Origin of the sequence: Natranaerobius thermophilus JW/NM-WN-LF (assembly GCF_000020005.1) — a bacterium.
GTDB lineage: Bacteria > Bacillota > Natranaerobiia > Natranaerobiales > Natranaerobiaceae > Natranaerobius > Natranaerobius thermophilus.
The window spans coordinates 845,819-867,846 of record NC_010718.1; the positions used below are offsets into that span (position 1 = coordinate 845,819).

A 22,028-nucleotide genomic window follows, 5' to 3' on the forward strand; every position below is an offset into this window, starting at 1 on the left:
AATCATTATAATTCAGATAGAACAAATTAGTTTGGAGAAGGGAGAGAGTTTAATTGGATAACTCTAATATTAAAGCCGGTGAAATTTATGTAAATGATCTTTTAGGAGAAAAATACCTGTTCAATATCCCAGATTATCAACGGCCTTTTTCATGGGAGAAAGAAAATTTTGAACAATTATGTGAGGATATACATAGTTTTATTGAACCAGTTTATGAAATTTTAAAAGAGAAAGATCACTATCAAGACGGTATTGAACCCTATTTTATAGGAAGTGTAATACTATGCAACAATGAAGATAGCTCTGCTAGTTCTGGGATATATGATATTATTGATGGTCAACAGAGATTGACTTCATTTACTATATTAATGGCAGTTATGAGAGATTTAACGGAAAATAATGATGCAGAACAAGCTCTTCAAAGATATATTTATCAAAAAGGTAACGAATTTATAGGGACTAGGGAAAGAATAAAATTATCAGTTAGAGAGCGTGAATTTGATTTTTATAGAAATAACATTCTTACCGTTGATGCAACATGGGAACTACTTGAAATGGCTACAAGCGGTTTGACTGAACCCAAAATTCGTATGATAGAAGCTACAAAAGTGTTTCATAACTTTTTTAAAGATGAGGATGGTCAAGTTGACCAAGAGTACTTAGATGTTTTTATAAAGTATTTCTTGCAAAAGGTTGTTTTAGTTGTAGTTCGGACAGATTCTCTTTCTTCGGCATTTCGTCTTTTTAATGTTATTAACGCTCGAGGGTTACCGCTTACAAACGCTGATTTATTAAAAAGTGAAAACTTAAGAGTCATTCCTTCTGAAAGAAGAGAGAAATATACTGAAAAATGGGAGAGTATAGAAGAGGAATTTGGTAGTGAAGATTTGGAAATGCTTATTAGATTTATAAGGTCTATAAAATTAAAAAAGAAAGCAGATAGAGCAGTCTCCGAAGAATTTAACAGGAAAGTTTTTCCTGAAAACCCCAATTTAAAAGGGGAACACTTTATTGATTATTTAGAATTAATTAGTGACTTATATGGAAGAAGAATTTTGGATGGCAACCTTAGTTCTATGGACGTACGCAAAAATGCTTATTTCTATAATTTGATTTCTATCATGAAAAACTTCCTTCCATTTGATGATTGGATGACAGCTCTTATAAAATTTGATGAGACCTATCAAGATGAGGACAAACTTTATGAATTTTTAATAAAGTATGAGAAGAAAATAGTCGTCGATTGGATTACGCGCTTATCTTTTACTGAGCGACTCACTAGAATTTACAAAGTGATAGAATTAATAGAAGAATTCCCTAATGATCCTAATACAATTTTGAGACACTCTTTATTAAACCAGGATGTATCTAATCAAAAAGATGCATTCAAAGACTCGTTAAATGATATTAATTTTTACAAAATTGGTAGATATCAAATCTCTAAATATGTTCTCCTACGACTAGACATGGAATCGCGAGATAACAATAGTTTAAGAGAATATATGAAAAATGTAAGTGTAGAACATATATTACCCAGAAATCCCCGGGAAAGCTATTGGTTGGACCGTTTTTCTCAAAACGATAGAATAGAATGGACCAATAGATTAGGCAATTTAGTCCTATTAGAAGGTAGAAAAAATTCTAAAGCCAGTAATAAAGCCTTTTATAATAAAGTTAATGAATACTTTGAGAAAAAGAGTGACTTTCATATCACAAATGAATTACAAGATTATACAGACTGGACGCTCGATAAATTAGAGAATAGACATAAGCAATTAATTGATAGGGCTCTTGATATCTGGGTTCATTAAGGGAATTAAGGACATATTAGCTAAGAAATTTGTTTACTTAATACTGTTGCATTTTCAAATCGCAAAGTGACAGCCAGGTGTTACAAATAAACTAGAGTCAACAGATTTTGATAAATAAGACTGAACTACACGAACAACCTATTCCAACTTGAAACAAACTTGCTAAGGGGAATCTTCATGTTGAGTAACGAGTGGAGGTTCCTTTTTTTAATGTACTGAAAAATTGAATCGTTGATAATAATTGTAGGATTTTTCAGATAAATATAGAATAAAATAAAAAATTAATTTATTATTAGAGGTGTCTACCGTGTCTAGCAAATATGATATTTATTGGAAAAAAAGAATAAATGATATAGCAAAGTTAATTCAAGAAGCTAAAAAATTTAGATATAGCAGTAAATTAAGTGTAAATGATTTAGTAAACTACGGAAAAAGAAAAAATTGGTATGGCGTAGTTGAAGTCCATCAGGAAGGAGTTAATAAGGGAGAAATGGCTCATGCAAGGTCGCTTGGTAATATTGTTTATGATGAGCTTAATTATATTTTGGATGATAAAACTCTAAAGTTAACTGTAACTTCAGATTTACAGCTTATGATAGAATTAGTAATAGCAGCGAATACAAAAGTTAGTAAGGGACCAGGTGAATTTAATTGTGAAAATAATGATCAGATTCAAGAGGACTATCAACAAAAAGCTTATCAAACAAAAGAAGAAATCCAAGTAAACCAAAATAAGGTTGTAGATATATTTAAAGATATACCTTGGGATGTTTGGGAGTGTATAGTGAAAGTTGAACCAGAGTGGGTGAACATGATTGATTTACTGAGATATTATGATTTTGGCACTTTTTCAACCTTAATGGTTGTTGCTGGTTTAAATGATTTTCAGTTGAAAGGAAAAGCAGAAAAAGCTTATTGGATGCCATTAAGGGAACAAATTACAAATACTTCTATTCCTTCTACACCATATCAGTTAGCTAAAACCTTAGAACCCTTTTACCGAAAAGAACGACATGGTCAATTAAAGATTGAACGACTACACAAGTTCTTAAACAGTAATTTAGCCAACTTATTATGGAATAATCAAGCACAGAATGTGGCTAAAATTTTACCTTATATTTGGCGGGAATTAGCTAAAACCATGAATCAAGATTATAATGCAAAAACTATTGTTTTTGCTATGAAGTGCTTAGGTTTAAGCTTATTAATGGTAGGAGAAAATGGTTTTGATTTTGCTAGGGTTCCTATTCCTGTAGATATACGAGTCTTAAAACTAACTAAAAATCTTGGACTCTGTAAAGAATGCAATGAATCAGAAGTTCAACGAATTTGGAGTGATGCCCTTAAGCAGTTAAGGAACTACTACCCAGAAATAACAATGATACATTTGGATAGCTTAGTTTGGCAAATTGCTTCACTTGATAAAGACCAGCTTAAGACTTATTTTGAAGATCTTGGGATTCTGAAAGTAGCAAATAATTTGTTAGCATTTCAAGGGATGTCTAACTTGACTGAAAATAATTACAAAATCATAAGTAATCATAAAACAATAGAAGCGCCAAAATTAAGCCAAAATAAGATTTTTAAAAACTTTAATCAGAAAGAAAATATTGTCTGTGTAATTCCCTGTTGCAAGAGTAAAAAACCATCTGGAGATCTTGTTAAACCTGAAAGGTCTATTAAGCCGCAAGATATTCCAGAGACTTGGGGACAACTTCGAAATGGTAGAAAAGGCATGGAATATAGTATTGATTTTGGTACTTCTTTGACTACAGCAATTCATTTATATACCGGACACTTTTATAAACCTTTATTTTCTATAAAAGAACAGATTATAAATAAAATCCAAAAAGGCGAGATAAGTATTTTAATTATATCAGCTGGTTATGGAATTTTGAATGCACTTGAACCTATTCATAATTATGATGAACTAATGAAAGGAAGAGTGGCTTCATGGTGGAAAAAAAATAGATTAGAAAACGTATTATCAGAATATTTATTAAAAAAACAACCAGATAAAGTATACGGATTCTTTGCAGGGGGAGAAAATTGGAATTTTAACTCTTCTAGCTACAGATTTTTCTATACGGAAGGGGTTAAAATTGCGCTAAGAAAAGGTTTAAAATCAGATGTAGGTTGTTTTTACAGAAAAGAGGGAATGGGAGCTTCATCAATTTTAGGTGTCTTAGGACATACAATGAAAAAATTTTTAGAATATGAATTTGATGACAATTTTGTTAAGGATGTCATGCAGCATGATAGGAAAGAGAAAGGAATCGTTATAGGTTATCGCCCTTTTGTATAAAATCTCTTTGAAATTAATTAAAAAGAGTTCTGGGGAGGGGAACTTTCATCTCGCGCTAGGTGGAGTTCCCTTCTTTTGATTAATGGATATGCTTACTTTTGGAAAACTGAGGACAAAATTTGTCCTCAGTTTTTTATTGTGCGCCATGCATGACGATTAGCTAGGTGGTGTAAGTCCACTATGGGGGTTTGTAGTTACCAACCATTAGCCAAGAGCAAGGGTGCCCATCGTGAGGTGGGATCTGAAGGAAGCTTAAGGCAAAATTCCGACCCAAGGCACACGAACATCATCAGGCATAAGGTATGGGATGAGTTTGCAATACAAAACGAAGTCCAATCAACTACACGGACATACCAGTGTAAATGATGTGGGTACATGGAATGAAAGTTAATCGTCTTACCGTGGGAGGTCTCATGGACGTGGCAAGATGAACTTCGAACCACGGTTGAAATAAGATTTGTCATGAGAAGTCAGCAGATTCCATAGTACTTGATGAGGTCGACATCATTAAGGAAGGGATGAACCTAGGAGGAGATCAGTAAATGACTGTTACCAATAAAGGAATGAAGTGCCGCCAACTTCTGACAGGCGAAAGCTGCAAAGAAGGCTCACCGCAGAAGAATAGTGCGGAACACGAAGGATATGCGGGAGTGCACAGTTCTTTAAGGATAACTGAAAACAACATCTCCAATGCAAACTTGTCGAAGGGGAATTTGCTAGAGGAAATTTTGGATAGAGACAACATGAATAAAGCATTCAAGAAAATAAAATCCAACAAAGGCTCTCACGGGATTGATGGGATGGGAGTAGATGAACTTCTACAATATCTCAAAGAAAACGGGGACCACCTCAGGCAAAGAGTCCTGGACGGTAAATACCGCCCTAATCCCGTCAGAAGGGTAGAGATACCTAAAGAAGATGGGAAGAAAAGAAAATTAGGCATACCTACAGTGGTAGACAGGGTAATCCAACAAGCAATAGCCCAAGTACTATCTCCAATATATGAGGAGCAATTCTCAGATAACAGCTATGGTTTTCGCCCTGGACGCAGTACTCATGATGCAATTAAGAAAAGTCAACAAAACATAAATGAAGGATACAAATATGTAGTAGATATGGACTTGGAGAAATACTTTGACACAGTAAACCAGAGCAAATTGATAGAAGTGCTATCTAAGACAATAAAAGACGGTCGAGTAATATCTCTTATCAACAAATATCTAAGAGCAGGAGTAATGATCAAACACACCTATAAGGATACAGAAGTTGGCGTGCCCCAGGGCGGGCCTCTTAGCCCTATCCTCAGTAACATAATGCTCCACGAATTGGATAAAGAACTTGAGAAAAGGGGGCACGAATTCGTCCGCTATGCGGACGACCTGCTAATCTTTTGTAAAAGCAGAAGAAGTGCCGGACGCACCTTGAAGAACATACTACCCTTCATCGAAAATAAACTATTTCTCAAAGTAAATAAAGATAAAACTGTAGTTGCCTATGTAGGAAAGGTAAGATTTCTTGGGTTTGGCTTTTACAGACATAAAGGAAAAGCCAGATTAAGAGTTCATCTTAAATCAGTTACAAAGATGAGAACGAGAATAAAAGAACTCACATCTAGAAGTTATGGAATAAGCAACGAAGCCAGAGCAAAGAAACTTAGCCGATACATTATGGGTTGGGTTAACTACTTTAAACCAGCTGATATGAAGAATCTGTTAATAAATACTGACAGTTGGATGAGAAGGCGTATTCGCATGATTTACTGGAAACAATGGAAGAAAGTGAGAACAAAATTTAAAATGCTCAAGTTCTTTGGAGCCAATAAATACAAAGCATGGGAATATGCAAACACAAGAAAGGGCTACTGGAGAATTTCCAATAGCCCCGTCTTATCCAAATCCCTTGGAAATGATGTAATCAAAGGATTTGGTTTCCTATTCTTTTCGGAATATTATCGACAAGTTAAAGCGTAAACTAGGAACCGCCGTGTACCGAACGGTTTGCTCGGTGGTGTGAGAGGTCGGTAGATAAAATAATTATCTACCTCCTACTCGATTTGACAGACAGTTGTCAAAGGAAATAGTTAAAATATTAGTACAATACTTAACTGAGCATATAAAGTTTGAACACTTTTACGAGTTGGAGCTGTTAAGATGATTTTTAAGACAGTTATTGTCACTATACCACTTATAATTGGCAGTATGATATATATTGGCTGGCGTCCAGAAAGCACATTGATGTTTTTCTGGTTTGATAGAGTTGGGCTTTTAGAATTAATTATGCAATTACGGGAGTTGCTTTCATATTACACTATACCGGATTGGTTACTGTATTGGGGTCCTAATGGATTATGGACCTTATCTTTTACAGCAATTATGGGTTTTATTTGGTTTACAGATGAACCAAAACTCGGGAAATTGTGGTTATTAGTACCTATTATTTTTGGAATAACTATTGAATTAGGTCAGCTAATGAATATTTTACCGGGAACCTTTTGTTATGGTGATTTAATTGCTCACGGTATTGGGGCTTTTACAGCCTTTATAATACTTAAAATATCTTTTTTAAGGGGGAGGTCCACATGTTAATTAAAAGACATGTAATTACAATCTTAGTTGTTTGCTTATTTTTAGTATTGGCCATTGGTAGTGCTGATGAAGAAGAGCCAGAAGCTGTTGATAATGGAGAAGCAGAGGTTAAGGAAGAGGATGAACAGGATGAAGCTAAAGATGAGGGAGAAAAAGATATAGAGGAAGATGAAGAACCTGAACAGGCTGATGAGGTATTTAATATCGGCGATACAGTTAAGATGGGAGAGCTAGAATTTACCGTAAATAGTGCTCGTTGGGATACAGGAGATGAATTTATGGGACCAGATGAAGGAGAGAGATGGTTAGTAATTGATTGTACCATTGAAAACTTGTCTGATGAGTCAACGTCTATCTCTAGTATGATGATGTTTGATTTAATTGATGAAGAACATTATTCTAATGATCTGTCTATGGGTGCTGATACTGAAGGCCAACTTGATGGAGAACTGGGTGGCGGTCGAACTATGCGCGGAGAAATTGCTTATAGTGTTTCGGAAGATCATAGTGAATGGGAGTTTATTTTTGAACCGGAATTATTTGGATTTGGTCAGGCGATTTATGCTATTAGTGAAGATGAGGTTCAGTAGGAGCCGGTAGCTCTATTGCAGGTGATGAAGACTTGTCTAATGTTGCAGCTGTGGGAGTATTGGTTGCATTCCTATTCTGGGGAGTGATTTCGATAATCCTTGCAATTCTAAGCTATATTAGTCATAGTAGGATAAATCACACAAATGATCAGGTAGTAGAAAAGTAGTATCAGGAAGGGATTTACAAGTTAAATGAAGAACTAGTAAATTTAGTTGACGTAAACAGGTAAGAGGTGGGGTTATGAAACTTGATCGGTTGGTACGGGTGATGTCAGTAGCTGAAAAGATCAGGAAAGAACCTGGTATTACCTATAATGAATTGGCCCAGGAATTTGATGTATCTGTGAGAACAGTTAGAAGAGATGTCAGTGTTTTAGAACAAGCTGGATTGCCAGTGCAAAATTATCATGGACTTAGATTTATGTCCGATGTTGAGCTGCCAAAAGTACAATTTGAACCTGATGAAGTCATACTTTTATTGTTAATGGTAAATTTCATATCGAGATATGAAATAGATAATCAGATCCCTAATAGCTTATATGAAAAGTTAAAACAATATCTTCCTGAAAAAATGATGGATAAATATCAGCATATTCAAAAGAGTGTATTAATCCACCCCCATGACAATGAACAAGATGGAAGAAATATAGTCCGGAGATTTAAAGATATTATAGAATGTAAAAACCGTGTAAAAATTTATTATCAATCCCATTCATCAAAACAAGAAAACTGGCGAATGGTTGATCCTTATGGGGTGTTTTTCAAAAAACGGGCGTGGTATATGGTAGGGTACTGTCATAGGCATTTAGATATTAGAATATTCAAATGTAATAGAATTAAAAAAATTAAATCATTACCAGATATGTATGATATTCCTAACGATTTTGATTTGGAAGAGTTTTTGTCAGATAGTTTTGAACTGATGAAAGGTGAACCCACCAAAATCAAGATAAAATTCACACAAGAAGTGGCATCATTAATTGAAGAGACGGTGTTCTATAAAAAAGAAAAGAAATTTAGAAATAATGGAGATATTATTTATGAGTTAGAAGTAGCTAACTGGCGGGAAGTATTTTCATGGGTACTATCTTTCGGTAGAAAGGCAGAAATCTTAGAACCTGGATGGATGCGGGAAAAAATGATTAATGAACTTGAGTTAATGAAAGTTATGTATGACTAAAAGTTGGTTAGATGGGGAGGGGGTGTTATTATGAAAACTATTATTGATCCTGATCCAAGAAACATTGATAGAGGATGGTTAAAGCATTCCATTATTTTATATGCAAAACTTGATAATGAGGAATTAACCTCTAATAAAGATCATATTCCATCAGCGTAACTTTTGTATTTTGCACTTAAAAAAGCGTTTAAGGTAGGGAAAAGTGAGCAAGCCAAACAGATTATGGAAGATTCTTCATTTCGCAAATCAGTTAGAACAATAATCAGTGATGAAGAAAAAAATGGATATAAATTGGTTCCAGATACTAATATATTAATCTACAAAAATAGTCTGACTTTAGGTACAAACTTCAGTAAAACAATAGCAATAGCCCAAGAATTGGATGTAAAATTGAAACTGATAATTACTTGGAAAAAGGGTCCAAACCAGGGTGAAAAGGTTGAAGTTATTGTAAATGAATAATTTTTCTTATGGCGGTAAGGAGCTGCTTCGATATTTTACTAGGAAGAAAAAGTCTTACGACGAAATAATTGGAATAACTATACTATTTGATTGGGATTTTCATGATCTTAAATTTGAAGTAGTCGCCACGCACTCTCGTGACTTCAGTCATGAGTTAGTGGCGACATATACAGTATAAAACACAACTTCATCTCCCAAAATACCCTTTTTATACTGGAATTATATAACTACATACTGAATCTTTGATTCAGTGGTGGGATGAAGTGCTAATTTTTTGTGACATAATAGAACTTATGTTCGGTATGTGGTATAATATAGATATAGCCCAAAGAGAGGTTATTTAAGTGGAACCATGATAAAAACCATGTTCACATTCTGTTCAAAGCAAAATCGAAAAGTGAATTATCAAAATTTATCAACACATATAAAAGCTACAGTATCAGAAAATACGCAAGAGCGATGACAGATTATATAAAAAGTCAAAAAATCAAATAGAAAGCGAGGCGAACTATCCTGTTAAAGGCATATAATTATCGACTATACCCAAATGAAATACAGAAAGAACAATTAGCTAAAACTTTCGGGTGTGTTAGATTTGTGTATAATCATTACTTAGACAAGAAAATAAATCTGTATGAAGACAAACAAGGATCTCTATCTAAAATAGATTGCAACAACCACTTAAACCGAGAACTAAAGAAAGAATTTATGTGGCTTAAGGAAGTAGATAAGTTTGCCTTGACTAACTCTATTTACAATCTTGATAATGCTTTTTAGACGAGTTAACAAAGGAAATGAAAAAGCTGGATTTCCTAAATTCAAGAGTAAGCACAGCAATAAATTCAGCTATACAACCAATTTCACCAATAACAATATAGAAGTTGATTTTTCAGAAAATAGAATCAAACTACCTAAACTAAAGTGGGTAGAAGCAAAAGTACATAGAGAATTTGATGGAAAAATAAAGTCAGCAACAATATCTCAAAACCCCAGTGGCAGATATTTTGTAAGTATTCTTGTGGATGTAGAGAAAAAGGCTTTGCCGAGAGTGGACAAGAATATAGGTTTTGACCTGGGTATTAGTGATTTTCTAATCGATAGCGATGGGAATAAGATACCTAATCCTAAAAACCTATCCAAATACGAAAGGAAATTAGCCAAACTACAAAGGCAACTATTCAAGAAGCAAAAAGGCAGTAACAATAGAAAAAAGATGAGAATTAAAATTGCAAGGCTTCATGAGAAGATTTTAGATGCCAGAAAAGACTTCTTACATAAATTGTCTTCACAGATTATAAACGAAAACCAAGTTATAGTTAGTGAAGACTTAAAAGTAAGTGGTATGATCAAAAATTCTAAACTAGCTAAATCAATATCAGATGTATCTTGGTCAGAACTTGCCAGACAACTAGAATATAAAGCTAACTGGTATTCTAGAACTTATATCCAGATAGATAGATTTTTCCCATCAAGTCAATTATGTTCTAGTTGTACAGCGAAGAACACAGAAGTTAAAAATCTTTCAATTAGAGAATGGACTTGTGATAACTGTGGAACCCATCATGATAGGGACGTAAATTCTAGTAAAAACATTCTTTAAGAAGGACTTAGAACGTTAGCCTAACAATAAATGTAGGGTAGGAACTATCCAAATTAACGCCTGTGGAGAATACGGTGCAACAAGGCCGGTCTGAGAAGCAGGAAATTCTAGTAGTGATACTAGAAGCTCGTGACTTTAGTCATGAGAGGTTCACAGAAGGAGTAATGAATAAACATAGAATATAGTGATTAGGATATCTAATATATTAAGATTAGCACATATTATTTTGGGTTATAATAATTTATTACCAATAGCTATAAAAACTGTTATAATATAAAGTAACACACAGTTTACTAGGAAGGTGAAATGTATGGCAACAAAAAGTATTTTAAAAAATATTAATATAAGAAGAAAGTCTTTTTGCCGCAATTTTATAAATGCTTTAGAAAATGCAAAAGGAAGAAAATCTAAAGAAGTAAAATTAAGTAGACCTGTTACCGAAATTAAAGGAGAAAAAATAAAAGAAATATTCGGTAATGAAAGATGACAGGATACAATTTAATAAACCTACACGATATGATAAATGAGCTAGGAGAGGATAGAGTAAAATCTATCCTCTCCGAATTTTATTGTCCATTAAATATAGATGTAGAGAACTTCTTAAGAAGTGGAAAAGCTATTGAATTTGCTAAACAAAGGATAGCTGCAACACATTTAGTATTCACTTCTTATAAAGACTCTCCAGTTATAGTTGGATATTTTACGCTAGCATCAAAAGTAATAGTTATATCTAAAAAAAGTTTAAGTAAAAACCTACAAAAAAGAATCAGAAAATTTGCTCAATACGATGAACATTTGAGGCAATATACAATGTCTGCTCCTTTAATAGCTCAACTAGGGAAAAACTTTAACAATAGATATAATAGATTAATTACCGGTGATGAATTACTAAATATCGCCTGTGAAAAAGTAGAAAAAACACAACTTGATTTAGGAGGTAAAGTAGTATATTTAGAATGTGAGGACAAGCCTAAGTTAAGAAGTTTTTACGAAGATAATGGATTTGTTGTTTTCGGTATTAGACGATTAGATCCTGATGAAAGAAACTTATTTGAAGGTGATTATTTAATTCAACTGCTCAAATATTTGTAATATCATAATTCTCAGGAGTGATAATTATGAGTGATGGGATATTTTTGCTTCAAGATAATGGGGAACTTTTAAAGATGACTGAATTGCGAATATAACCATACTGTTCCCGAGGGAGTTTTAGAAAACTTCTTGGATGAAGCTATTTCCTATGAAGAATTTTGGGATAAAGTTGAGTTCTAATGAATATCATAATTTAGTTTACTAGTTAGAACTTTTTTGCAGAGCATTATGTATCTTATAGTAAAAAACTGAGGACAAAAATTGTCCTCAGTTTTTTAGTGGGTGCCCTGCATATTTTCCGCGCTGAGTGGTTGAGAGTATGTCACAAAGCATCTGCCTCATCAAAGTTTGCTTCATCAAAAGAATTAGAGCTTCCTTTATAAAGCTGATAGTATGCACCTTTATTTGCTACTAGTTCTTTATGGTTGCCGCTTTCAATTATCCTACCTTGGTCAAGGACTAATATTTTATCGGAATTTCGTATTGTAGATAGCCGATGGGCGATCACGAATACAGTTCTACCTTTCATCAGTTCATCCATTCCCCTCTGTACAATGGCCTCTGTACGGCTGTCAATACTTGAAGTGGCTTCATCTAAGATCATAACTGGAGCATCAGTTAACTGGGCCCTGGTTATTGACAGTAACTGTCTTTGCCCCTGAGATAGATTGGAGCTTTCCTCAGAGAGGATGGTTTCATAGCCATCAGGCAGCATTGAGATAAAGCTATCTGCTTGTGATCTCCTGGCTGCTTCATAAATCTCTTCATCGGTAGCATCTAATTTGCCAAAGCGAATATTTTCTTTAACAGTTCCGGTAAATAGTGATGTATCTTGCAGAACCACACCAAGGGAACGGCGTAGATCAGCTTTTTTAATATCATTTATATTTATCCCGTCATAACGGATTTTACCATCATCAAGATCATAGAACCGGTTAATTAGATTGGAAATAGTGGTTTTACCAGCACCGGTTGCACCCACTAGAGCTATTTTCTGACCAGGTTTTGCATGAACAGAAACATTATGCAGGACTGGTGTTTCGCCATCATAACTGAAATCAATATTATTTAGGCGAATATCTCCTTTTAGTTCAGTGTAGTTGAAGGAACCGTCGGGTTGTGGTTGTTTCCATGCCAGGATACCTGTTCTTTCTTCTGTTTCCACTAGTTTGTCGTCTTCGTACTTTGCATTTACCAGTGTAACAGAACCCTTATCTGCTTCAACTTCTTGATCAAGAAGGTCAAAAATCCGCTCTGCACCTGCCAGGGCCTTAACTATTGACTGTAATTGTTGGGAAATTTGGGCAATTGGCATTGCCAACGTTCTACTCAATTGTAAAAATGCTGCTATTGTTCCCAGAGTAAGAGCGCCAATACCGTTAATATAGAGTATTCCACCTGTTATAGCAATTAAAACATATTGAATATGAGAGAAGTTTATCATTATCGGCATTAAAATATTGGCATAACGGTGTGCATCTGTAGAGTGTTGACAGAGCTTATCATTTAATTCATCAAATTTTGCTTTAGCTTCTTCTTCATGGCAGAACACTTTAACTACCTTTTGTCCGCTGATCATTTCTTCAACATAACCGTTTGTTTTGCCTAAAGTTTCTTGTTGCCGGGAAAAATTTTTACCGCTTAATCCCACTACTTTCCTGACAACAACTAAATTTATAATTACGGTTAATATTGCTACTAGAGTTAGATGGGGGCTTAAAATTAACATTGTTGTGAAAACACCGACAATAGTGACAATGGATACAGCCATTTGCGGCAATCCCTGGGTTATAAACTGTCGCAGTGTGTCAGTATCGTTTGTATACCTGCTCATTAAATTACCATGGGTGTTACTATCAAAATAGCTTAAGGGTAATTTTTGCATATGAGAAAACATACTATCTCGCAATTCTCTAAGAGTGCCCTGGGAAATTGAGACCATTAACAAATTAAAAGTCAATGTCCCAATAACACCTGCTAAAAAAATACCTCCCATAATGAACAGGGCCGAGATAAGGCTGCTGAAATCAGGATCGGAAACACCAACTAAGGGGGTAATATATTCGTCTATTAAAACCTCTAGAAAAACGGACATTCCCAGTCGAGCGCCGGTGCTTAACATTATGCCGATAAAAACTATTGGTAAAAGTAGTTTATATCTAACAAATATAAATGAAAGAAGTCTTTTAAAAGTCTTGATGGGATCTTTGGCTTTTCTTCGTTTGCTCACATTATGCGACGCCATTATCTGTACCCCCTTTGAGTTGAGTGTCATAAACCTCCTGGTAAATTTGGTTGTTCTCTAGTAGCTCGTCATGGGTGCCGATTGCGTCAATTTTACCACCATCCATAACGACAATCTTGTCTGCATCCATAACTGATGTTATACGTTGAGCAATTATGATTTTTGTTGTCTGGGGGATTTCGTCTAGAAAAGCTTTACGCAAGTATGACTCGGTTTTTGTGTCCACAGCACTTGTTGAATCGTCAAGGATAAGAATATGAGGTTTTTTAAGTAATGCTCTAGCAATACATAACCGCTGTTTCTGTCCACCGGAGACGTTTGACCCACCCTGTTCAATATGTGTGTCATATCCATTTGGTAACTCTTGGATAAAGCCATGGGCCTGAGCCAATTTACAAACCCGGATCAATTCTTCATCGCTAGCTTCTTTGTTACCCCAGCGTAAATTTTCCTTAATTGTACCTGAAAATAAAGTATTGTTTTGCAGCACAACGGATACCTTGTTCCGCAATGCCTTGATATCATATTCTCGAACATCTCTTCCGCCAACTAATAAACTTCCTTCAGTAACATCGTACAACCTAGGAATTAGCTGGATTAAGCTGGTTTTACCACTACCTGTTCCTCCTAATATTCCGACAGTTTCGCCTTCTTTAATATTAAGATTTATATTGTTTAAGCATAAATTATCCATACTTTTGTAGTAGCTAAAGCTTACATTTTGGAAACTGATATCACCGCTTTTGACCTCTTTAATGGGATTTTCGCTGTTGTTTAAGTCAATCTCTTCGTCTAATACTTCAACAATACGTTTAGCGGAAGCCCGTGATATACTGATTAAGACCAAAATCATTGACAGCATCATCAAGCCCATAAGTATTTGAGTGGTATAAGCAACCATACTTACCAATTGTCCTGTTGTCATTACACCCTCAACAATCATATTTGCACCTAACCAGCCAATTAATATTATACTGGTATAGACAGAAAGTTGCATTAATGGAGCATTGAGGCTAATAATTCTTTCCGCTTTGGAGAAGAGTTTGTAAATTGTCTCAGAAACATCATTGAATTTTTCCTTCTCATATTCTTCTCGGGCATATGATTTAACAACACGTATACCGCGTAAATTTTCCTGTACCACATTATTCAGTTTATCGTAAATCCGAAAAACTTTATGAAAAAGCGGATCTGCATTACTAATAATTAAATATAGCCCTATGGCCAAAAAGGGTAGAACTGCCAGGTAAACCAATGAAAGCTGTGGATTGATATTAAAAGCCATCACGAGAGCAAAAATGAGCATAATAGGTGCTCTGAATGAAACTCGAAGCATCATCTGATAGGCATTTTGGATGTTTGTTATGTCTGTCGTTGATCGTGTAACTAAGCCTGAAGCCGAGATTTTGTCAATATTGTAAAAAGAAAAGTCCTGAACTTTATAGAATACTTTTCGTCTCAAGTTACGTGAGAACCCTGCCGCGGCACGTGCTGCATATGTACCGGAAATAATACCAAAAAGCATAGAAAGCAGGGCTGATAATAGTAATACGCCACCGAGCCTGATAACTAAATCAATATTGCCTCTTTCAACCCCGAAGTCAATTAAGTAAGCAATTAAAAACGGAATCAGAACTTGCATAATTACTTCTAAAATAACAAAAATTGGTGCTATAATAGTATCTTTTTTATATTCTCCTATACAGCTTAACAAATGTTTTAACATATCTACTTGAATAGCCCTCCCCCTGTGCAAAAATACAAAAAAACATCTCTATCAAAATTAATTTTGGGACACTAATAATTATTATAGCATAATTATTATAACTTCATAAAATAAACTTCATAAAATAAAGGCCAATCCTAATTTTACTTGGATTGGCCTTAAAACTTTGCTAAAAACTATTGTCTTAACGGTCCTACCAGTAATTTGATAGCTGTTCTTTCTTCACCATCGATTTCAACATCAATAAAAGCTGGAACAAAGGCTATATCAATACCGCTTGGGGCTAAAAACCCCCGAGCAATCGCTATAGCTTTAATTCCCTGATTGGTGGCTCCTGCTCCAATAGCTTGTAACTCAGCTTTTCCTTGTTCTCTTATTACTCCTGCAAGTGCACCTGCTACTTTGTTGGGATTCGATTTTGCTGACACTTTTAATGTTTCCATAGTTTAAACCTCCTAAATTTAATGGACCGTATTATATACTATTTTACATTTAGTAAAAAATACCTTTTTATTTAGGAATACTTTTCGGGTGGAATTGTTACGGACACAGAATTATCTGACGATACCAGAGGCAATCGGCACAGGTGGGGGTGTTTCCCCAGCAGTCCAATTGATTGTCGTCGGTCATGGAACATCCTTCTAAATACTTACAATCAGTGCAGGAGGGAAATCTCCCTTCCATGACCTGGGAGCGGAACTTAATAAATTCTCTTTGCTTCCAGATTTCCGCTATACTCTGTTGGGACAGATCACCGACATGGTAGGCGTAATTGAATTTTTTCCTACCGTAAATATAAGCTGTGTGATTGTGCATGCCTGGATAACACGGAGAAACCTTGCCCAAGTAATTGATTACTAGGGACTTAGACTCCACAAAATTACAGTAGCGGTGGGTGCGGAGTTTCATTTCGGGAAGTTGGGATCTGAAGTAGATAAACCCGGCACCGCTTCCCACTGCTAAATTGTCCTCATCGGCATCGTACAGAACCTCATCAATCATGTCTTCGGTGTAGGGGAGCAAATTGGTGACTATTACTGAATCCACCTGCAGTTTTCCTGCTAATTCCACTAGGTTCGGCAGTAAATGGTAATTTGACTGCATGGCCACGAATTCGAACCACAGATGGGGCTTGTTAATTCGGTAGTTTACTTTTTGGTGGTATATGTGCTCTAGATTTTTCAGCAGTAAATTAAAATCCGAGTTTTTGCGGATCTGCTGGTACTCTTTTTCTCTGGGGGCGTCCATGGAGACAATAATCTTATCGGCTTGCAGTCCTATCAACTGATCTACCCGTTCAGGGGTGAGGTAGTAGCCATTGGTGATAAACTCCAATTCAAGTCCCAGCTCCTTAACCTTAGTCGCGACTTCAAAGAAGCGGGGATGCACCATTGGCTCGCCAAACCCACCCAGGTGTACTGTTTTTAGCCCATTTTTGGCCAGCTCGGGGAGTTCAGCCAATATTTTATTCAATATATCGTTGCTCATATTGTCAGGGGTTCTAAACCAGGCGTTTCTAATGCAGGTGATGCAGTCAAAATTACATCTAGTGGTCAGTTCTAAATATAGCTTTTTCAAGTCCAACTGTACGGGTAGGTACTTAATTCCGTCCCTGTATTGTACCTTTATCCAATCTTCGGGATTATCAAAGTTATATTGAGAATCATTTTTTTCGTATCCAGTTATTTTACTCATAATATCACATCCTAATTTCTAAGCAAAATTAACCTCCGCCAATTGGTGGGAAAAAACCAATTCTGTCGCCATCTTCCACAGTTTCCTCTAAGTCTACATTGATGCCGTTTTTAATGATTAAATGCAAATCCTCCCTGGGTAGTCCCAATTCATCAACAATCTCACCGATGGTATGTTTCGCGGTTTCATATTGGTATACCCCGGCTTCAGCACCTTGAGGCAGGTACTCTCGCAGGGTAGCATAGCAGCGAACTTCTATATTTGCCAAAGTTTATCACCGCCTTCAATTTCATTATTAAGCAAATATTATGGGCAAAAATATCGATTAGGTATCCTTAAGCCTGTGAGAATTATTATAAGCGATGCGGGCCAGAGTTTATCTGACCCGCATCGTAGATGACATAGATGACAATTTACATGTTCAAAAATTATGCTTTTCCCGTCAATGGCGTCAAAATTATGAGAAGTTGTACAGGCTATCCAATTCTTCTTCCGATAGGTCGAATTTAACATCGTGGGGTGGTAATTCTTCTTTTTCGAAAAATTCGGGCAGTCTGTCGTGAGCCTTGGTGAATCCGGCTTTTTCGTTAAATTTGCGCTCTACATTTAAGATTTGCTGTCCTAATTCGTTTACATCGTCAACTGTCAAGTTTGTTCCGTACTGGGCGTTAATCATATCGACGACAGTAGGAAGCGCTTCATCACTATCCAGAACAGCAAATGCGACAAACAGGCAAAGCCCTGTGCTGTCGATTGAAGCCGTGGCAACCTGTAGATCTCTGGAAAGGTCTACCTGGCCTTCTTTTTTCAGTGGATTGATTTCTCCACCTACTTTAAGGATATTGGCAGTGACAGAGTATCCTGCTGTGTGATCGGCACCTTGTGTACTGGTAGCGTAAGTTACACCAACACCTTTGACAGCTCTGGGATCATAAGCGGGGATACTTTGTCTCTTTACAGTCGGCACTCGATCTATTCCGAATACTCTACCGGTCGTTTCAGAACCTGAACCTAGGATCTGACCCAGGGGCGTCCCCTTGCGGATTTCTTCGTCGAAAATGCGTTTTACTTCTTCTTTATCGCCAAATTCTATCATATCAGTTTCCATGAATACGCCAAAAGTGACACCAGTTTCGATGGTATCAAGACCTAAATCGTCACAGCATCTATCAAAATAGGCGATGTAGTCCAAATCATCGATATTACAGTGGGCGCCAAAGGCCCAGATTGTTTCATACTCAAAACCTGCGGTTAAATACTCGCCTTTGTCATCGTGATAGACGTTGGAACATCCCATAATACAGCCGGGATGGCAGGAGTGACCTGGCTTACCGTCTCTTTCTTTAATGGTTTCAGTCATAGTTTCGCCACTGATTTTATTGGCAGTTTCAAATCTTCCGCTGCGGAAGTTTTCAGTAGGTAGACCGCCGGCCTCGTTTAGAATGTTAATTAACACTGCTGTGCCGTAATTTCTCAAAGCCTCACCGGAAACAGGGTGATCTAGAATGATTTTGGAGAACTTGCGGCTGGCTTCTTTGAATGCGTCTTCATCGGTCAACTCTACGCCAGGGGCCCCTTCGTCGTCAATGACGATGGCTTTTAACCCTTTGGCACCCATGACGGCACCCAGGCCGCCGCGACCAAAAGCCCTTACCGGACGATCATCAGTATCGGTGACTGCTATACTGGCTGCAGTCATCTTATATTCTCCAGCCGGTCCTATGGACATGATTGTGACTTTTTCTCCGTACTTTTGGCGCAATTTATCGCCTACCTCGTAATTGCCGAGGCCTGCTAAACTATTATCTTCTTCTAATCGGACTCCATCCTTATCTATAACTAAGACTTGATTGTCTTGCTCTGCTTTGCCCTCTATCACTAGCGCTTTTAACCCCAGTTTGGCCAAGTCCTGGGCAGCTGTACCTCCGGAATTACTCTCCTTGATACCTTTAGTAAGTGGACTGATGCTACCGACAGACAAACGACCTGAACTGGGGGCTCTAGTACCTGACAACAACCCTGGAGCAAACACCAATTTATTGTTTTCTCCTAGGGGGTGAGAAGTGGGCTTAACTTCATCGTAAATAATTTGTGAAGTTAAAGCTCTACCGCCGAGGGCCTGATAACTTTCAGGGACCTCTACTTGGTTGACACTTCTCTCAGACAAATTCACGCGAAAAATATTGTTCACCAAAATCCCTCCCTTTTATAGAATAAAAACTTTATCCAACTATAGTTTACCATGATAATAGAATTTTGAAAATGTTTTTTCTTTTTTGACTGTAACCAGTTTTAATAAGGGTATTGTAGTTTTTCAAGCCGTACTTCGAAATAACTATAGCAAGATTCTATAATGAAAGATTAAAACCCCCTACTTAGACGGCAAGATTCTAAGCAGGGGGTCATACAAAATACTTATTCGAAGGATAGTTTGATATTATTTAAATTTAAGACAACATTTCTAAAAAAGAGTCTACGCGAAGTTTAATCTGTTCAACATCTGTATCTGTATAGTCAGTTTCTATCTGAAGCATAGGTATGTCATGATTTTTTTGGAGATGTTCTTTTAGTAAATAAGATTCAATATTATAAGTGTGACATGCTTGTAAAGTTATATCTATTACTCCATCAATTTGATAGTCTTTTACTAACTCACTAATGAGCTCAAATCTTCCATCATTTGGTGAAATACATGAGCAAGGAAGTTCCATGTATTTTTCAGCTATAGCAGCTAATGGCTCTTCTGTTTCACTAATATTTTTAACTAGACCCTTCACACCTGAACAGGCTTCTTTAAGAACAACTTGTCCACCTTGTTGTTCTATAATATTCAGGGTTTTTTCTTGCCCAACACCAGTAGGGGAGCCGGTAACTAGTATTCGCGGTTTTTTTGCCAAACTATCGTCAAAGGACTGATTATTTATTATTTCTTTGGTTTCATTAATAATATTTTGTATTTTTTCAAGATATTCATCACGATTTAGTTGAAACTGCCGTGCCCAAATAACTTTTAAAAGGTCTTGCCCTGATAATGGTGCGGGGTTGTGCTGGTTTAGAGAAACAAGCTCCATTAACTTCGTTCTCTCCTGATTATGGCCTTTAATGGCTTTTTCCAAGCTCTCTTGAGTAACCTCCACATCAAACTGTTCTTCTAGATATGATTTGGCACGTTTTAATTCTTGGATCCAGTGTTCTTGCTTTTTTTCATATGTCGATGAATTTGGAATATCTAATACCATCATAGGTTTATATTCATTTAGCATTTCATACATTTTTTTCTTACCATCACATGTGGTCTCTGCCATTACCACATCGGAAAAATAAAAGAACGGACAAGTATCAGTTTTAGCAAAACCATAACTTGACTTAATCAAAGGACACAGATTTCTCGGTAGATCTTCCTCAGCTGCTGGTATAGGGTCCTGTTTTGTAGCACAAAGTCCAACTGGAATTGCTCCAGAAGCTTCTATCAGTTCAACCGGTGTAAAAACACAATAATATCCTACGACATTTCTTCCAGCTTCCTTTAATTCTTTGATTTTAGCCATATTCTCTGGAATCAAACTATCAAAAAACTCCATGGTTTGTGGTCTCAAATAAAGCCCTCCCTTAAGTGTTTTCATGGCCAATGATAGCGGCTCCTAATGCTGCAGTAATCATTGGCTCATTAATAGTATAAATTTGAAAATTACCTGCTTCTTGCAAAAATGTACGAAGTACATGACTTTTTGCTATACCACCTGTGAAAACAAGTTCTCTTTTTGCGCCAACCTTTTTAGCCATAGTTGCCACTCTATTGGCAATAGATTTTAACAAACCGGCTGCAATATTACCCTTTTCTTCTCCTTGCATCATCAAATTAAGGACTTCTGTCTCACAAAAAACGCTACACATACTTCCTATTTCCACGGGATGTGCATCTTTTGCTAAATCATCAAGATTTTTGAGAGAAATACCAAGGGCTTGAACTGACATTTCTAAAAAACGTCCCGTTCCGGCAGCACATTTGTCGTTCAGAACAAAATCACGCACCTTACCTTGATCATTGACTAACATAGCTTTGCTGTCTTGGCCGCCTACGTCCAAGATGGCTTTTACATCAGGAAAAAGATAATTACATCCACGTCCCTGGCAAGTAATTTCGCTTGTAACTTCGTCAGCAAAAGGCAAATGTATTCGACCATATCCTGTTCCTACAACCGTGGATATTTGGTTTTTATCGATACTATAACGAATACACAAATCTTCTAATATACTGTCACCTATTGTGGTAGGATCAAAACCAGTCGGCTTATACAAAGACAAGTAGTTAGAGCCATCAAACAAAACTCCTTTTGTGGTAACTGAACCAATATCTATGCCAACACTATACATATCAATTCCTCCAAGATTAGCAAATCGTTATCACTTTATCAGCTTCGCTCATAAGTTCCATATTTGAATACATATTCCCAATATTTCCAACTGCAACTTTTTCTTCAAGGGAAAAGTATTCTACACATATTCCACAAGCCATTAACGTAACTCTTTTATCTTCTAAAGCTTTTAAATTGTCTAAGGAATTAGAGTCATTTGTCACGAGATTTACACCTGAATTTAGAAATAATATATGTGTAGGTAGTTGATCTGCTTCTGTCAGTGTATAAAGATAACTATCCATTAATTTTTTACCTAAAGTTTTATCGCCTTTTCCAAAACTATCAGAAGTGATTAAAATAACATAATTATCCGTCATAT

General features: G+C 36.2%; 19 protein-coding genes and 2 pseudogenes. 12 read left to right on the plus strand and 9 right to left on the minus strand.

Annotation, left to right across the window (positions count from 1 at the left end):
- Positions 1-53 precede the first annotated feature (53 nt).
- The 12 genes and pseudogenes from NTHER_RS04175 to NTHER_RS04225 all read left to right on the plus strand — a co-directional run bounded on the left by NTHER_RS04175 (position 54) and on the right by NTHER_RS04225 (position 11,625).
- The gene (locus NTHER_RS04175) at positions 54-1,811 is read left to right on the plus strand and encodes a DUF262 domain-containing protein (RefSeq protein ID WP_012447275.1); all 1,758 of its coding nucleotides are present in this window, start codon (positions 54-56) and stop codon (positions 1,809-1,811) included.
- 307 nt (positions 1,812-2,118) lie between these two features.
- On the plus strand, positions 2,119-4,116 hold the full coding sequence (locus NTHER_RS04180; RefSeq protein ID WP_012447276.1) for a DUF7664 domain-containing protein: 1,998 nt from the start codon (positions 2,119-2,121) through the stop codon (positions 4,114-4,116).
- Between the two features lie 542 nt (positions 4,117-4,658).
- On the plus strand, positions 4,659-6,086 hold the full coding sequence (gene ltrA, locus NTHER_RS04190; protein ID WP_012446632.1) for a group II intron reverse transcriptase/maturase: 1,428 nt from the start codon (positions 4,659-4,661) through the stop codon (positions 6,084-6,086).
- A gap of 180 nt (positions 6,087-6,266) precedes the next feature.
- Positions 6,267-6,701 carry a hypothetical protein gene (locus tag NTHER_RS04195; protein WP_012447277.1) on the plus strand — a complete coding sequence of 145 codons (435 nt, stop codon included), beginning with the start codon at positions 6,267-6,269 and terminating at the stop codon, positions 6,699-6,701.
- Entirely contained in the window at positions 6,695-7,291 is a 597-nt protein-coding gene (locus tag NTHER_RS04200; protein ID WP_012447278.1) for a DUF4352 domain-containing protein, read from the plus strand. The genes NTHER_RS04195 and NTHER_RS04200 overlap by 7 nt, the downstream gene beginning before the upstream one ends.
- 241 nt (positions 7,292-7,532) lie before the next feature.
- On the plus strand, positions 7,533-8,471 hold the full coding sequence (locus tag NTHER_RS04205) for a helix-turn-helix transcriptional regulator (protein WP_012447279.1): 939 nt from the start codon (positions 7,533-7,535) through the stop codon (positions 8,469-8,471).
- A 30-nt stretch (positions 8,472-8,501) separates the two neighbouring features.
- Positions 8,502-8,630: a hypothetical protein gene (locus tag NTHER_RS16345; RefSeq protein ID WP_012447280.1), complete on the plus strand. Its 129-nt coding sequence runs from the start codon at positions 8,502-8,504 to the stop codon at positions 8,628-8,630.
- A gap of 63 nt (positions 8,631-8,693) precedes the next feature.
- The gene (locus NTHER_RS04210; protein WP_158438217.1) at positions 8,694-8,933 is read left to right on the plus strand and encodes a hypothetical protein; all 240 of its coding nucleotides are present in this window, start codon (positions 8,694-8,696) and stop codon (positions 8,931-8,933) included.
- 336 nt (positions 8,934-9,269) lie between these two features.
- Positions 9,270-9,428 (plus strand): annotated as a pseudogene (locus NTHER_RS15560) (transposase); the annotation flags it as partial.
- 18 nt (positions 9,429-9,446) lie between these two features.
- A pseudogene (gene tnpB / locus NTHER_RS04220) lies at positions 9,447-10,533 on the plus strand (IS200/IS605 family element RNA-guided endonuclease TnpB).
- A 310-nt stretch (positions 10,534-10,843) separates the two neighbouring features.
- The gene (locus NTHER_RS16025; RefSeq protein ID WP_012447283.1) at positions 10,844-11,020 is read left to right on the plus strand and encodes a hypothetical protein; all 177 of its coding nucleotides are present in this window, start codon (positions 10,844-10,846) and stop codon (positions 11,018-11,020) included.
- Positions 11,017-11,625 carry a hypothetical protein gene (locus NTHER_RS04225; protein ID WP_012447284.1) on the plus strand — a complete coding sequence of 203 codons (609 nt, stop codon included), beginning with the start codon at positions 11,017-11,019 and terminating at the stop codon, positions 11,623-11,625. The genes NTHER_RS16025 and NTHER_RS04225 overlap by 4 nt, the downstream gene beginning before the upstream one ends.
- 322 nt (positions 11,626-11,947) lie before the next feature.
- On the opposite strand, the gene NTHER_RS04230 is transcribed toward NTHER_RS04225, so the two are convergent.
- The 9 genes from NTHER_RS04230 to yedF form a co-directional block, all read right to left on the minus strand.
- Positions 11,948-13,870, minus strand: a complete 1,923-nt coding sequence (locus NTHER_RS04230; protein WP_012447285.1) for an ABC transporter ATP-binding protein — start codon at positions 13,868-13,870, stop codon at positions 11,948-11,950.
- Positions 13,857-15,596 carry an ABC transporter ATP-binding protein gene (locus NTHER_RS04235; RefSeq protein WP_041366896.1) on the minus strand — a complete coding sequence of 580 codons (1,740 nt, stop codon included), beginning with the start codon at positions 15,594-15,596 and terminating at the stop codon, positions 13,857-13,859. Before NTHER_RS04235 ends, NTHER_RS04230 begins: the two co-directional genes overlap by 14 nt.
- 176 nt (positions 15,597-15,772) lie before the next feature.
- The gene (locus NTHER_RS04240) at positions 15,773-16,039 is read right to left on the minus strand and encodes a stage V sporulation protein S (protein WP_012447287.1); all 267 of its coding nucleotides are present in this window, start codon (positions 16,037-16,039) and stop codon (positions 15,773-15,775) included.
- A gap of 97 nt (positions 16,040-16,136) precedes the next feature.
- Positions 16,137-17,291 carry a tungsten cofactor oxidoreductase radical SAM maturase gene (locus NTHER_RS04245; protein WP_012447288.1) on the minus strand — a complete coding sequence of 385 codons (1,155 nt, stop codon included), beginning with the start codon at positions 17,289-17,291 and terminating at the stop codon, positions 16,137-16,139.
- 28 nt (positions 17,292-17,319) lie between these two features.
- Positions 17,320-17,559, minus strand: a complete 240-nt coding sequence (locus NTHER_RS04250; RefSeq protein WP_012447289.1) for a MoaD/ThiS family protein — start codon at positions 17,557-17,559, stop codon at positions 17,320-17,322.
- Between the two features lie 189 nt (positions 17,560-17,748).
- A complete protein-coding gene (locus NTHER_RS04255) occupies positions 17,749-19,482 on the minus strand; it encodes an aldehyde ferredoxin oxidoreductase family protein (protein WP_012447290.1) in 1,734 nt (577 codons plus the stop codon).
- A gap of 256 nt (positions 19,483-19,738) precedes the next feature.
- Positions 19,739-20,887 (minus strand): double-cubane-cluster-containing anaerobic reductase, encoded by a 1,149-nt coding sequence (locus NTHER_RS04260; protein ID WP_041367399.1) that lies wholly within the window; start codon positions 20,885-20,887, stop codon positions 19,739-19,741.
- Positions 20,888-20,900: 13 nt separating this feature from the next.
- Entirely contained in the window at positions 20,901-21,665 is a 765-nt protein-coding gene (locus tag NTHER_RS04265; RefSeq protein WP_012447292.1) for an acyl-CoA dehydratase activase, read from the minus strand.
- A 16-nt stretch (positions 21,666-21,681) separates the two neighbouring features.
- Entirely contained in the window at positions 21,682-22,026 is a 345-nt protein-coding gene (gene yedF / locus NTHER_RS04270; protein WP_012447293.1) for a sulfurtransferase-like selenium metabolism protein YedF, read from the minus strand.
- Positions 22,027-22,028: the final 2 nt, after the last annotated feature.